At 68.1% G+C, this 13135-nt stretch carries 8 protein-coding genes; 4 read left to right on the top strand and 4 right to left on the bottom strand.

Annotation, left to right across the window (positions count from 1 at the left end):
* Together LIW09_RS10930 and LIW09_RS10925 are read left to right on the top strand one after the other, a co-directional pair.
* A complete protein-coding gene (locus LIW09_RS10930) occupies positions 1-3069 on the top strand; it encodes an efflux RND transporter permease subunit (RefSeq protein ID WP_256645650.1) in 3069 nt (1022 codons plus the stop codon).
* A gap of 126 nt (positions 3070-3195) precedes the next feature.
* Positions 3196-6120, top strand: coding sequence for a ligand-binding sensor domain-containing diguanylate cyclase (locus LIW09_RS10925; protein WP_256645649.1), 2925 nt, complete (start codon positions 3196-3198; stop codon positions 6118-6120).
* Here LIW09_RS10925 and LIW09_RS10920 read toward each other — a convergent pair.
* On the bottom strand, positions 6117-7001 hold the full coding sequence (locus LIW09_RS10920) for a LysR family transcriptional regulator (RefSeq protein WP_256645648.1): 885 nt from the start codon (positions 6999-7001) through the stop codon (positions 6117-6119). The genes LIW09_RS10925 and LIW09_RS10920 overlap by 4 nt on opposite strands.
* A 96-nt stretch (positions 7002-7097) precedes the next feature.
* Here LIW09_RS10920 and leuC point away from each other — a divergent pair, with 96 nt between their 5' ends.
* Together leuC and leuD are read left to right on the top strand one after the other, a co-directional pair.
* Positions 7098-8519, top strand: coding sequence for a 3-isopropylmalate dehydratase large subunit (gene leuC, locus LIW09_RS10915; protein ID WP_256645647.1), 1422 nt, complete (start codon positions 7098-7100; stop codon positions 8517-8519).
* On the top strand, positions 8516-9169 hold the full coding sequence (gene leuD, locus LIW09_RS10910) for a 3-isopropylmalate dehydratase small subunit (RefSeq protein WP_256645646.1): 654 nt from the start codon (positions 8516-8518) through the stop codon (positions 9167-9169). Before leuC ends, leuD begins: the two co-directional genes overlap by 4 nt.
* A gap of 212 nt (positions 9170-9381) precedes the next feature.
* On the opposite strand, the gene leuB is transcribed toward leuD, so the two are convergent.
* Genes leuB through LIW09_RS10895 form a run of 3 tightly spaced genes read right to left on the bottom strand, consistent with a single transcriptional unit; the run spans position 9382 to position 13134 of the window.
* On the bottom strand, positions 9382-10470 hold the full coding sequence (leuB, locus tag LIW09_RS10905; protein WP_256645645.1) for a 3-isopropylmalate dehydrogenase: 1089 nt from the start codon (positions 10468-10470) through the stop codon (positions 9382-9384).
* Positions 10471-10495: 25 nt separating this feature from the next.
* Entirely contained in the window at positions 10496-12034 is a 1539-nt protein-coding gene (locus LIW09_RS10900) for a 2-isopropylmalate synthase (RefSeq protein WP_256645644.1), read from the bottom strand.
* Entirely contained in the window at positions 12031-13134 is a 1104-nt protein-coding gene (locus tag LIW09_RS10895) for a threonine dehydratase (protein WP_256645643.1), read from the bottom strand. The genes LIW09_RS10900 and LIW09_RS10895 overlap by 4 nt, the downstream gene beginning before the upstream one ends.
* Between the last annotated feature and the right edge of the window lies 1 nt (position 13135).

Genomic DNA, 13135 nt, shown 5'->3' with positions numbered 1-13135 from the left:
ATGGGCCGCTTCAACCTGTCGGAATGGGCGCTGCGCAATCGCGCGCTGGTGTTGTTCATGATGATCGTGCTGGCGCTGACCGGTGCGTGGTCGTATCGCCAGCTGGGCCAGTCGGAAGATCCTCCGTTCACCTTCAAGGCGATGGTGGTGCGCACGCTGTGGCCGGGCGCGACTGCGGAACAAGTGTCCAAGCAGGTCACCGAGCGCATCGAAAAGGCGCTGATGAGCACCGGCAAATACGAGTTCATCCGCTCGTACTCGCGGCCGGGCGAGTCGCAGGTGATCTTCATGGCGCGCGACGCGATGGCCTCGAAGGACGTGCCGGCGCTCTGGTACCAGGTGCGCAAGAAGGTCGGCGACATTCGCGCCACGCTGCCGGCCGAAGTGGTCGGGCCGTTTTTCAATGACGAGTTCGGCGATACCTACGGCAACATCTATGCGCTCACCGCGCCGGGTTTCGACTATGCGCTGATGAAGGACTACGCCGACCGCATCCAGCTGGAGCTGCAGCGGGTGCCGGATGTGGGCAAGGTCGAGCTGGTGGGCTTGCAGGACGAGAAGATCTGGATCGAGCTGTCCAATACCAAGCTGGCCACGCTGGGCATCCCGCTGGCGACGGTGAAGCAGGCGCTGGACGAGCAGAATGCGATGACCCCGGCCGGGTTTTTCGAAACCGGCAGCGACCGCATCCGCCTGCGCGTGGACGGGCAGTTTGATTCGGTGGATCAAATCCGTGCGTTTCCGATCCGCGCCGGCGGGCGCACCGTGCGCCTGGGCGATATCGCGAAGGTGATGCGCGGGTTTGCCGACCCGGCCGCGCCGAAAATGCGCTTCATGGGCCAGGATGCGATCGGCATCACCGTGGCGATGCGCGACGGCGGCGACATCATTCGCCTGGGCAAGGCGCTTGAGGACACGTTCGAGCGCTTGCAGACCACGTTGCCGGTGGGAATGCAGCTGCGCAAAGTGTCCGACCAGCCGCAAGCCGTGCATGAAGCGGTGGGCGAGTTCGTGCAGGTGCTGGGCGAAGCGGTGGTGATCGTGCTGCTGGTCAGCTTCTTCTCGCTGGGCCTGCGCACCGGCATGGTGGTGGCGGTCAGCATCCCGCTGGTGCTGGCGATGACCTTCGCCGCCATGCACGTGTTCGACATCGGCCTGCACAAGATTTCGCTGGGCGCGCTGGTGCTGGCATTGGGCCTGCTGGTGGACGACGCGATCATCGCGGTGGAGATGATGGCGATCAAGATGGAGCAGGGCTTCTCGCGGCTGAAGGCGGCCAGCTTCGCCTGGGAATCCACAGCGTTCCCGATGCTGACCGGCACGCTGGTGACTGCGGCCGGCTTCCTGCCGATCGCCACCGCCGCGTCCAGCACAGGCGAATACACGCGCTCGCTGTTCCAGGTGGTGGCGATCGCGCTGTGCGTGTCGTGGGTGGCGGCAGTGCTGTTCATTCCCTGGCTGGGCGATCGCATGCTGCCCGCGCCACACGCGCAGGCAACGCCCGCCGCCGCCGCACACGATCCGTATGCCAGCAGGTTTTACCTGCGCCTGCGTGGTTGGCTGGAGGCTTGCCTGCGGCATCGCTGGCTGGTGATCGGCATCACCGGGCTGGCATTCGTGGCGTCGCTGGCGCTGTTCCGCTTCGTGCCGCAGCAGTTCTTCCCGGATTCGGTGCGGCCCGAGCTCATGGTGGACCTGGAGCTGGCCGAAGGCAGCTCGCTGCGCGCCACCGATGCGCAGGCGCGCAGGCTGGAAGCGCTGCTGAAGTCGCGTGCGGGCATCGCCAATTACGTGGCGTATGTGGGCACCGGTTCGCCGCGCTTCTATCTGCCGCTGGACCAGCAGCTGCCGGCCGCCAACTTCAGCCAGTTCGTGGTGCTGGCGAAGGACCTGAGCGCGCGCGAGGACACCCGCAAGTGGCTGATCGAGCAAGTGGCGCCGCAGTTCCCGCAGCTGCAGTTGCGGGTGACGCGTCTGGAAAACGGCCCGCCGGTCGGCTATCCGTTGCAGTTCCGCGTGTCTGGCGAGGACATCGGCCAGGTACAGGCGCTTGCACGCCGGGTGGCGGACAGGGTGCGCGCCAACCCGAACGTGGCCAACGTGAACCTGGACTGGAGCGAGCCGAGCAAGGTGGTGCGCCTGCGCATCGACCAGGATCGCGCGCGCGCGCTGGGCGTGAGCAGCGCGCAACTGGCGCATTTCCTGTCGGGTTCGCTGTCGGGGCTGTCGGTCAGTACCTATCGCGAAGACAACGAGCTGATCGAAATTCTCCTGCGCGGCACGCAGGAAGAACGCGTGCATCCCGACCTGCTGGGCAGCCTGGCGGTGCCCACGGCCGCTGGCAGCGTGCCGCTGGCGCAGATCGCGACGCTGGAATACGGCTTCGAGGACGGCATCATCTGGCACCGCAATCGCCTGCCCACGGTCACCGTGCGCGCTGACCTCAACAGCGACGCGCTGACCCCGCCCACCGTGGTGGCGCAGATCCTGCCCACGCTGGCAGGCGTCCGCGCGGCGTTGCCGGAGGGCTATCTGCTGGAAACCGGCGGCACCGTGGAAGATTCCGCGCGCGGGCAGAACTCGATCAAGGCCGGCCTGCCGCTGTTCGTGCTGGTGGTGACGGCGCTGTTGATGCTGCAGTTGCGCAGCTTCCCGCGTACCGCACTGGTGCTGCTGACCGCGCCGCTGGGGTTGATCGGCGTGGTGCTGGCGCTGCTGCTGTTCCGGGTGCCGTTCGGGTTCGTGGCGATGCTGGGCACGATTGCGCTGGCCGGCATGATCATGCGCAACTCGGTCATTCTGGTGGACCAGATCCAGCAGGACATCGATGCCGGCCACGACCGCTGGCACGCGATCATCGACGCGACCGTGCGTCGTTTCCGGCCGATCGTGCTGACCGCGCTGGCGGCGATCCTGGCGATGATCCCGCTGTCGCGCAGCGCCTTCTACGGCTCGATGGCGGTGGCGATCATGGGCGGCCTGACCGTGGCGACCCTGCTCACCCTGTTCTTCCTGCCGGCGCTGTACGCGGCGTGGTTCCGGGTGCGTCCCGACGAAGCGACGCCTTGATCCGGAAAGCGCCGCGGCCGGCGCTGCAAGGGTGATAGATTGATCCTGGAGCCAGGCGCATGATCGCCTGGCCAGGCCGACAGGGGGGCGTGCTTGCCAAGCGGACGAACCGAGCGCAGCGGGACGATGGCGAAGCGCGGTTTCTTGCGCGCTGGCGCCCGCCTGTTGCTTGCACTGCTGGGCCTGTTGTTGGCAATGCCGTTGGCGCTGGCCGGCCCCGGTCAACGCCACTACACGGTCAACGGCTGGGGCATGGCAGAAGGCTTGCCGCATCCGCTGGTGCATGCGGTGGCGCAGGATCGCGCCGGTTTTCTGTGGGCCGGCACCTGGGAGGGCGTGGTTCGCTTCAATGGGCGCAGCTTCACCCTGTTTGATCGCCAGAACACGCCCGGCGCGGAGCTGGCAGGGGTCTTCAGCATCGTTCCCGACGCAGACGGCGGCGTGTTGTTCGGCACCGCGCGGGATGGCGTGTTCCGGTTTTACCAGGGCGGCTGGCAGCGCCTGGGCGGCGACGCCACGCGCAACCTGGCGGTGACGACCCTGTTGCGCGATACGCGGGATGGCGCATTGTGGATCGCGTCCGGGCCCCGCCTGCTGCGGCTGGATGGCAATAACCGGCTGCAGGAAGTGGGCGCCAGTGCGGGACTGCCGGCAGCGGCCATCACCAGCCTGGTGCAGGACGAGCAGGGCGCGCTGCTGGTGGCGGGTGAGGCAGGCATCCATCGCGTCGTGCAAGGCCACGCGCAGCGCTGGGGCGAGGACTGGGTGCCAGCGGAAGCGGTTCGCCAGCTGCGGCGCGATGGTGCCGGCGGCTGGCTGGTGGCGGGCGACAATGGCGTGCATTGGCGGCATGCCGACGGCCGCGTTGAACACCTCCTGCCCGGCAAACGGGTGGATGCGGTGGCGCGTGATGCGCAGGGCGTGCTGTGGATGAACCTGTCCAGCGGCGGGCTGTTGCGGCGCGATCCGGATGGCCAGCAGCAGCTGATGCCGGTGTCCGGCGCGGTGAGCAAGGCGTTGCTGGTGGATCGCGAAGACCTGGTATGGGCCGGCACGACCGACGGCCTGTATCGCGTCGCCGATGTCATGGCCAGCGGGCTGACCCAGAAAGACGGTTTGGGCAGCGATTACGTGCGCGCCGTGTTGCAGGATGACGAAGGCGGCTACTGGATCGGGCAGACCAATGGTTTGAACCACTGGGTGCAGGGACAGATACGCAGCGTCCGCCTGGGCCCTGGCAACGCCGTGCACGACACCTCGGTGCTGGCGCTGGCCTGGCGCGAGGGTTCGCTGTGGGTCGGCACTTATGACCTGGGCGTGTTCCGCCTGGATCGGCAGGGGCGTGTGCTGGAACACATCCGCGTGGGCAGCGGCGATCCACCGCTGGTACGCGCGCTGTTGCCGGAGGCGGACGGCAGCCTCTGGATCGGTGGCAGCCACGGGCTGGTGCGCTATCGCAATGGCCGGTTGCAGTCCTACCTGGGCGGGCCCGGTCAGCCGGCGGCCACGGTGCAGGCCTTGTATCGCGGGCCGCTGGGCGTGCTGTGGGTGGGCACCGATGACGGCATGCTGTCGCTGGATGCCGCGGGCAAGTGGCGTCACTGGCGGCCGGACAAGGACATCCCCGCGCAGTACGTGTTCGATATCCTGCGCGACCCAAACGGCGACCTGTGGATCGCCAGTGACCGCGGTTTGCTGCGGATGCAGGGCGGGCGTTTCCGCGTCTATGACCACGCACTTGGGCTGCCGCGCGACAAACTGTTCCGCATCATCGACGACCACGCGGGCAGCCTGTGGTTGTCCAGCAACATGGGCGTGTTCCGCGTCGCCCGGCGCGAGTTGGACGAGGTGGATGCCGGTCGCCGTCGCCTGCTGTCGGTGCACGTGGTGGACAAAAGCGACGGCATGCCAGGCAGCCAGTGCAATGGTGCCAGCATGCCTTCGGGTTGGCGTGCGATGGACGGCACGCTGTTGTTCCCCACGTCGGCGGGGCTGGCGCTGGTCGACCCTGGCAGCGCGCTCGCAACGTCCTCCGGCGGGCCACCGGTGTCGTTCGAGCACATCATGGTGGATGGCGTGGCGCAGCGATTGAGGCCGGTGTTGCGGCTGCAACCGGGGGCCAATCGGCTTGCCATCGGGTTTGCCGGAATGAGTTTCCGCGCGCCGGACAAGTTGCGCTACCGCTATCGCCTGCATGGGTACGACCAGGATTGGGTGACGGCGGGCAGCGCGACTGAAGCGGTCTATACCCGTCTTCCGCCCGGCAATTACCGGCTGGAAGTGCAGGCGATGCCGATGCCGCTGGATTGGACGGCTGGCAGCGGCATCGGGTCGGCATCCCTGCAGGTCGAAGTGATTCCGGCGCTGTGGCAACGGCCGCTGGTGCAGCTGCTGGGCGGCGGGCTGCTGCTGGGCGGCATTTTCCTGGCAGGCTGGGTGCGCACCGCGCGCTATCGCCGCAGCCAGCGCCGGCTGAACCAGGTCATCGCCGAACGCACCGAAGAACTCAGCCAGAAGAACCAGCAGTTGGAGATTGCGGGGTATCGGCTTGAGCACCTTGCCACCCACGATGCCCTGACCGGCTTGCCGAATCGACGTGCCGGCGATCGCTTTCTTGCCGATGCCGTGGCGCGTGCGCACGCCGAGGGGCGGCCGCTGAGCGTGGCGTTGCTGGATATCGACCGGTTCAAGCTGGTCAACGACACCCACGGGCACGCAGCGGGTGATGCGGTGCTGCAGGAATTTGGCGAAATCCTTGCCGGGTTTGTTGCCGAATGGGGCCTGTTTGCAGCGCGCTTTGGCGGCGAGGAGTTCCTGGTGTGCATGGAGGAGCTGGCGGTGCAGACCGCAACGCGGCGGATGCAGGAGCTGCTGGAGCGCATCCGCAGCAAGCAACTGCTGCTGCAGAGCGGCGCCGTGCTGCGCTGCACGTTCAGCGCCGGCGTGGCCGAACTGACGCCCGGGCAGCCGGCGCACGCCCTGCTGGCGATTGCGGATGATCGCCTGCTGCGCGCCAAGCACGAAGGCCGCAATCGTGTTGCGGGCAGCTAGCGCAGGCCAGCGCAGCCCGGCTCTTCTTGCAGCAGCGCCACGAACGCCAGTGCGGCGCGCGAGAGCGTGCGCCTGTCGTGGGTCACATGGCCCAGCGTGCGCGACAGGGCGGCGCCCGGCACCGGCAGCACCTGCAGCTGCGCATCCAGCATGGTGCGCGGCAGCACGCTCCAGGCCAACCCCACCGCCGCCAGCATCTTCAGGGTTTCCATGTAGTTGGTGGTCATCCGTAGCTGCAGCGGCAAGTCGCGGCGCGCGAAGGCATCGGCCACGATGCCGTGGGTGTACGTCTGCGGCTCAGGCAGGACCGCGGGATGCGCGGCCAGATCGGCCCAGCCGAGCTGCTTGCGCTGCGCCAGCGGATGCGTGGATGCGGCGACGAAGCACAAGGGATCGTCCCAGACCTTGGTTGCCTGCAGCGGTGGCGTCGCAGCCCCCAGCGTGGTCAACGCAAGTTCGGCCTGGCCGTGCAGCACGTGTTGCACGGCCTGCTCGGAATCCATGAAGCGAAGCGCCAGCGTCACCTGCGGATAGCGCGACGCAAACGTGCGCAGCAGCGGCGGCAGCCGGTGCAGGCCGATATGGTGGCTGCTGACCAGGTGCAGGGTGCCGCCGGTCTCGCCGCGCAGGTCGCGCAGGGCGTGTCGCGCGGACTCCGCGTCCGCCAGCAAGGCGCGCGCGCGCGGCAGCAGCAGGGTGCCGGCTTCGGTCAGCAGCACTTGCCGGCCGGCCCGGTCGAACAGCGGTGCCTCCAACGTCGCCTCCAGCTGGGCAATGCGCTTGCTCACGGCCGGCTGGGTCAGATGCAGGCGGGTCGCAGCGGTCGAGAAGCTGCTGCTGTCGGCCACGGCGACAAATGCAGCGAGCTGGGTCAGATCCATATGTATTCCACAATGGAATTGAATGAATGAAAATTATCCATTTGAGTTATTGATTGCAAGCCGGCAGTCTGCCCACAGCCAACTCCCGGAACCGACATGGCCGGCCAGACCCTGTACGACAAGCTGTGGCAGATGCACGAAGTCAGTCGCCGCGACGATGGCTCGTCGCTGCTCTACATCGACCGCCACATCCTGCATGAGGTGACCTCGCCGCAGGCGTTCGAAGGTCTGCGCCTGGCCGGGCGCAGGCCTTGGCGGGTGGCGGCCAACCTGGCCACGCCCGACCACAACGTGGCCACCACACGCGTCGAGCGCGCCGGCGGATTGGCCGCCATCGCCGATGAAGTCTCGCGGCTGCAGGTGCAGACCCTGGACGAAAACTGCGCCGACTTCGGCATCCTCGAGTTCACGATGAACGACGTGCGCCAGGGCATCGTCCACGTGGTGGGCCCCGAACAAGGGGCGACGCTGCCGGGCATGACCGTGGTCTGCGGCGATTCGCACACCTCCACGCATGGGGCTTTCGGGGCATTGGCGCACGGCATCGGCACCTCCGAGGTCGAGCACGTGCTGGCCACGCAATGCCTGGTCGCCCGGAAGATGAAAAACATGCGCGTGGTGGTGGAAGGCGAGCTGCCGCCGGGCACCAGTGCCAAGGATGTCGCGCTGGCGGTCATCGGTCAGATCGGGACCGCCGGTGGCAGCGGCCATGCGCTGGAATTCGTCGGCAGCACCGTCCGCGCGCTGTCGATGGAAGGGCGGATGACCTTGTGCAACATGGCGATCGAGGCCGGTGCGCGGGTGGGCATGGTGGCGGTGGATGACAAGACCATCGAGTACGTGCGCGGCCGCCCGTTCGCGCCGAAGGGCGAACAGTGGGACGCGGCGGTCGCGTTGTGGAGGACACTGGTGTCCGATCCGGACGCGCCGTTCGATGCCACGGTTGCAGTGGATGCGCGCGACATCAAGCCGCAGGTCAGCTGGGGCACGTCGCCGGACATGGTGCTGGCCATCGACCAGTGCGTGCCGGATCCCGCCAGCGAGCCGGACCTGACCAGGCGCGATTCGATCATGCGCGCGCTGAAGTACATGGGCCTGCATGCCGGCCAGCCGATCACCAGCATCCGGCTTGACCGCGTGTTCATCGGCTCCTGCACCAATGCGCGGATCGAGGACCTGCGCATCGCGGCGGCGGTGGCGAAGGGCCGAAAGGTCGCCGCGACCGTGAAACAGGCCTTGGTGGTGCCGGGGTCGGGCCTGGTCAAGGCGCAGGCGGAGCGCGAAGGGCTGGATCAGGTGTTCATCGCCGCCGGCTTCGAGTGGCGCGAGCCGGGCTGTTCGATGTGCCTGGCGATGAACGCAGATCGGCTGGCGCCTGGCGAGCACTGCGCCTCGACCTCCAACCGCAATTTCGAAGGCCGCCAGGGCGCCGGTGGCCGCACGCATCTGGTCAGCCCGGCGATGGCGGCGGCAGCGGCGATTGCCGGCCACTTCGTCGATGTGAGGGAGCTGCAATGACACCGTTCACGACCCATTCCGGCCTGGCCTGCCCGCTGGATCGCGCCAATGTCGATACCGACCAGATCATCCCCAAGCAGTTCCTGAAATCGATCAAGCGCACCGGCTTCGGCGTGAACCTGTTCGATGAGTGGCGCTATCTCGACCCCGGTGAGCCGGGGCAGGACTGCACGACGCGCCCGCGCAACCCCGACTTCGTGATGAACCTGCCGCGCTATGCCGGCGCCAGCGTACTGCTGGCCCGCGAGAATTTCGGCTGTGGTTCCAGCCGCGAACACGCGCCGTGGGCGCTTGGGGAATACGGCTTCCGCGTCATCATCGCGCCCAGCTTCGCCGACATCTTCCACAACAACAGCTTCAAGAACGGGTTGCTGCCGGTCGTGCTGGAGGGCGAGGCAGTGGACGCACTGTTCGCCCAGTGCGAAGCCAGCGCCGGCTACGCGCTGGCGATTGACCTCGCCGCGCAGACCGTCACCCGCCCCGATGGCGTGCAGCACCGGTTCGAAGTCGAACCATTCCGCAAGCACTGCCTGCTCAACGGCCTGGATGACATCGGCACGACCCTGCAGGCACGGGAAGCGATCGCGGCGTTCGAGGCGCGCCACCGCCGCGCGCAGCCGTGGGTGTTCGCCGCGCGCGCAGGGCACTGAGGCGGAGGCTTGGCCGCGGCCGCAGGGCGCCTCGTGGAACTTTGGCGCGCAGGGGCGGTCTTGGTCGGTGGCGGACAGCGGCGCAGCCGATGGAACGCAAACCGAATGCAGCAGGCATGGATCGCAGTTGCAGAAGAGCCGGTACTGCCACTGACACGAGCAGTGCCGGCTTGAGTACGCCGCACGCTGCATGATTCCGCTGCAGGGCGGAATCAGTCGCGCAGCTCCAGCACCTGGCAGCCGAGCAGGCGTTCGATGACGGCCGCGGTGGCGGCCTGGGTGCTGGCCGCGTTGCCGCCGCGGGTGGCAAGGTCGGCGGTGAATGCGCCGGCCGCCAGTGCGTCGGAGACCGCCTGTTCGACGCACTGCGCCTCCTGTTCCAATCCCAGTGAATGCCGCAGCAGCAGCGCGGCGCTGAGGATCGCCGCATACGGATTGGCAATGCCCTTGCCGGCAATGTCCGGCGCGCTGCCGTGGATGGGCTCGTACAGGCCAACCTTGCCGTCGCCCAGCGATGCGGATGGCAGCAGGCCCAGCGAGCCGGCCAGCATGGACGCTTCGTCGGTGAGGATGTCGCCGAACATGTTCTCGGTGACGATCACGTCGTATTCGCGCGGGCGCGCCAGCAGGTGCATCGCCATCGAATCGACCAGCTGGTGTTCCAGCGTCACGTCCGGGAACTCCTCGCGCACGATGCGCGTCGCCACCTCGCGCCACAGCCGCGAGGTTTCCAGCACGTTGGCCTTGTCCACCGAAGTCAGCTTGCCGCTGCGCGCGCGCGCCAGCGCTGCGGCGTGGCGCACCACGCGCTCGATCTCGGCGACGCTGTAGCGGCACAGGTCACTGGCCTCAACGTCGCTGCGGGTCTTGTCGCCGAAGTAGATGCCCCCGGTGAGTTCGCGCACCACGACCAGGTCCACGCCTTGGAGCAGGTGCGGCTTGATCGGCGAGGCGCCCAGCGTGGCCGCGTGCGGTTTCACCGGGCGCAGGTTGGTATACAGGCCCAGCGCCTTGCGGATCGCCAGCAGGCCCTGCTCCGGGCGCACCGTTGCGTTCGGGTCCGACCACTTCGGTCCGCCCACTGCGCCCAGCAGCACGGCGTCGGCGCGTGCCGCCGCGTGCAGGGTTGCCTCGGGCAGCGGGGTGCCGCAGGCGTCGATGGCGGCGCCGCCGATCAACTGTTCCTCAAACTGAAACGCGTGCCCGTGGCGGTTGGCAACGGTGCGCAGAACGGCGACGGCGGTGGTGGTGACTTCGGGGCCGATGCCGTCCCCCGGCAACACGACGATGGTGGCTTGCATAAGGAATTCCGGAAAGGAAGAGAGGTCAGGCGAATGCGGCGATGCGTTGCGAGGCGTGGCTGCGCAGCACCTGGTTGGCCACCGCCAGCCAGGCAATCGCGCTGGCCTCCAGCACGTCGCGGCTGGTGCCTTGGCCGGCCAGGGCTTCACCGCCGATGCGCGCGCTGAGATTGGCCTCGCCGCGTGCATCGCGGCCGATGCCCATGCTGTGCACTTCGTAACTTTCCAGCTCGAAATCCACGCCGGTGGCGCGCGCCAGTGCGGCGAACAGGGCGGCGATCGGGCCATCGCCCTGCGCTTCCTGCGCGACGTGCAGGTCGCCGGGATCGGACAGTTCGATGCGGGCGCGGGTGTGTTGGCCTTCGTCGATCAGCGACATCGCGGTGATGCGCCAGCCGCCGCCGGACGGGTCGCCGTCCAGCAGCCGCAGCAGGTCAAGATCGCTGACCACGTGCTGGGTCTGGGTCAGCGCCTTGGCATCGGCGATGACTGCATCCAGTCGCGCATCGTCAAGGACGTGACCCAGCGCGCGCAGGCGGTCGGCGACGGCGGCGCGGCCGCTGTGGCGGCCCAGCACCAGCTGCGATTCGGCCCAGCCCACATCCTGCGGGTGCATGATTTCGTAGGTGCCCCGGTGCTTCAGCATGCCGTGCTGGTGGATCCCGGACTCATGCGCGAACGCATTGGCGCCGACGATGGCCTTGTTGCGCTGCACCTGGATGCCGGTGATGCGCGAGAGCAGGCGCGAGGTGTCCAGCAGCTTCGGCGTGTCGATGCCGGTATCGACGCCGTACCAGCCGCCGCGCACCTTCATCGCCATCACCAGTTCTTCCAGTGCGGCATTGCCGGCGCGTTCGCCGATGCCGTTGATGGTGCATTCCACCTGGCGCGCACCGCCTTCGATGGCGGCCAGCGAATTGGCCACGGCCAGCCCCAGGTCGTTGTGGCAGTGCGCGCTGAACACCACGCCGTCCGCGCCCTTCACGTTCGCGCGCAGGTAGCGGAACAGGTCGCGGATTTCCTCGGGCGTCGCGTAGCCCACGGTGTCCGGCACGTTGACGGTGCGCGCACCCGCGGCAATCGCGGCCTCGAACACCTCGACCAGGAACTCGCGCTCGGTGCGGAATGCGTCTTCTGCGGAAAACTCCACGTCGTCCACGTGGCTGCGCGCCAGTTCCACGCCCATGATGGCGTGCTCGACCACCTGCTGCCTGCTCATGCCCAGCTTGTGTTCGCGGTGCAGCGGGCTGGTCGAGATGAACACGTGGATGCGCGGTGCGGCCGCTTCCGACAACGCGCGTGCGCAGGCCTCGATGTCGCCCGCATGGCAACGCGCAAGGCCGGCGATGGACGCGCCGCGCACCTCGCGGGCAATGGTCTGCACCGCGCCGAAGTCGGCCGGCGAGCTGTTCGGGAATCCGGCTTCGATCACGTCCACGCCGAGGTCGGCCAGCGCATGGGCGAAGGCGATCTTCTGCGCGGCGCTCATGGTGAAGCCCGGCGACTGTTCGCCGTCGCGCAGGGTGGTGTCGAAAATGCGGACGCGTTCCTGGGGAGTCTTCATGCGAGGAGTTCTTCTTCTGATTCGGCGCGCGCCTGGCGCGGCACGGGGATGGATCGACAGGTGATTGCGGCAAGGCCGGCAGCAAGCGGGAACGCCTTGACTGCCGGCGGTGGAAGTCGCTCCTGCTTGCGTTGCCGTGGCTTGCGTGGCGGCCGCGGCCGCACGTCCTGCAGCAATCTGGCCAGCACGCCGGCATCCAGGTTGCCGCCGGACACCACCGCGCATTTGCGCTTGCCGGCCACGCGCTTGCCCGCCGCCAGTGCCAGTGCGCCAGCGCCCTCGGCAACCACGTGTTCTTCCAGCGCCAGCCGCACCAGGGTTTCGCGCAGCTCGGCTTCGCGCACGATCACCACGTCGTCCAGCAGCGCGTGCAGCAGGCTGCGGGTCAGCTGGCCGGGGACCTTGACCCGCACGCCGTCGGCCAGCGTTGCGGCAGGTTCGACGATGGCGTCATCGCCGCGCAGGGCACGCGCCATGGCATCCACGCCTTCGACCTGCGCACCGATGATGCGCACGCCCTGCGACTTCAGCGCCAGCGCGACGCCCGCCGCCAGCCCGCCGCCGCCAATCGGCACCAGGACCACGTCCGGGCGCATGGCAGCGGCGATTTCCAGGCCCACCGTGCCTTGCCCTGCGATCACGTCGGGATCGTCGAACGCGGACAGCAGGCGATAGCCGTTTTGCGCGGCGAGTTCTGCGGCGAATGCTTTTGCTTCGTCATAGGTGTCGCCGTGCAGGCGCACGGTGGCGCCCCAGTGCGAAACGCCGGCGATCTTGGTTTGCGGGGCCGTACGCGGCATCACCGTGATCGCCTGCATGCCAAGCCGGTATCCAGCCCACGCCAGGCCTTGCGCGTGGTTGCCGGCGGAGGCGGCGATGGTGGCGCGCAGGTCGCCGCGCTCGCGTGCGGCCAGCAGTGCGTTCAGCGCGCCGCGCACCTTGTAGGAGCCGGTGCGCTGCAGGTTTTCGAGCTTCAGCCAGCAGCCGAAGCGCTCCGCATAGTGGGTCGGGGTGACGTCCAGATACCTGCGCAGGCGCGCTTGCGCCGCCAGTACGTCGCTGGCGGTCACGGCATGCGCGGCGGTTACCGAAGGCTCCATC

This window comes from Thermomonas paludicola (assembly GCF_024498955.1).
Classification (GTDB): Bacteria; Pseudomonadota; Gammaproteobacteria; order Xanthomonadales; family Xanthomonadaceae; genus Thermomonas; species Thermomonas paludicola.
The sequence above is the reverse complement of the archived record's forward strand: the minus strand, read 5'-3'. Positions and strand labels throughout refer to the sequence as shown.

Coding starts and splice junctions, on each gene's coding strand:
- LIW09_RS10930 (WP_256645650.1), top strand. CDS start 1: ATGGGCCGCTTCAACCTGTCGGAATGGGCGCTGCGCAATCGCGCGCTG.
- LIW09_RS10925 (WP_256645649.1), top strand. CDS start 3,196: ATGGCGAAGCGCGGTTTCTTGCGCGCTGGCGCCCGCCTGTTGCTTGCA.
- leuB (WP_256645645.1), bottom strand. CDS start 10,470: ATGCAAGCCACCATCGTCGTGTTGCCGGGGGACGGCATCGGCCCCGAA.
- LIW09_RS10920 (WP_256645648.1), bottom strand. CDS start 7,001: ATGGATCTGACCCAGCTCGCTGCATTTGTCGCCGTGGCCGACAGCAGC.
- leuC (WP_256645647.1), top strand. CDS start 7,098: ATGGCCGGCCAGACCCTGTACGACAAGCTGTGGCAGATGCACGAAGTC.
- LIW09_RS10900 (WP_256645644.1), bottom strand. CDS start 12,034: ATGAAGACTCCCCAGGAACGCGTCCGCATTTTCGACACCACCCTGCGC.
- leuD (WP_256645646.1), top strand. CDS start 8,516: ATGACACCGTTCACGACCCATTCCGGCCTGGCCTGCCCGCTGGATCGC.
- LIW09_RS10895 (WP_256645643.1), bottom strand. CDS start 13,134: ATGGAGCCTTCGGTAACCGCCGCGCATGCCGTGACCGCCAGCGACGTA.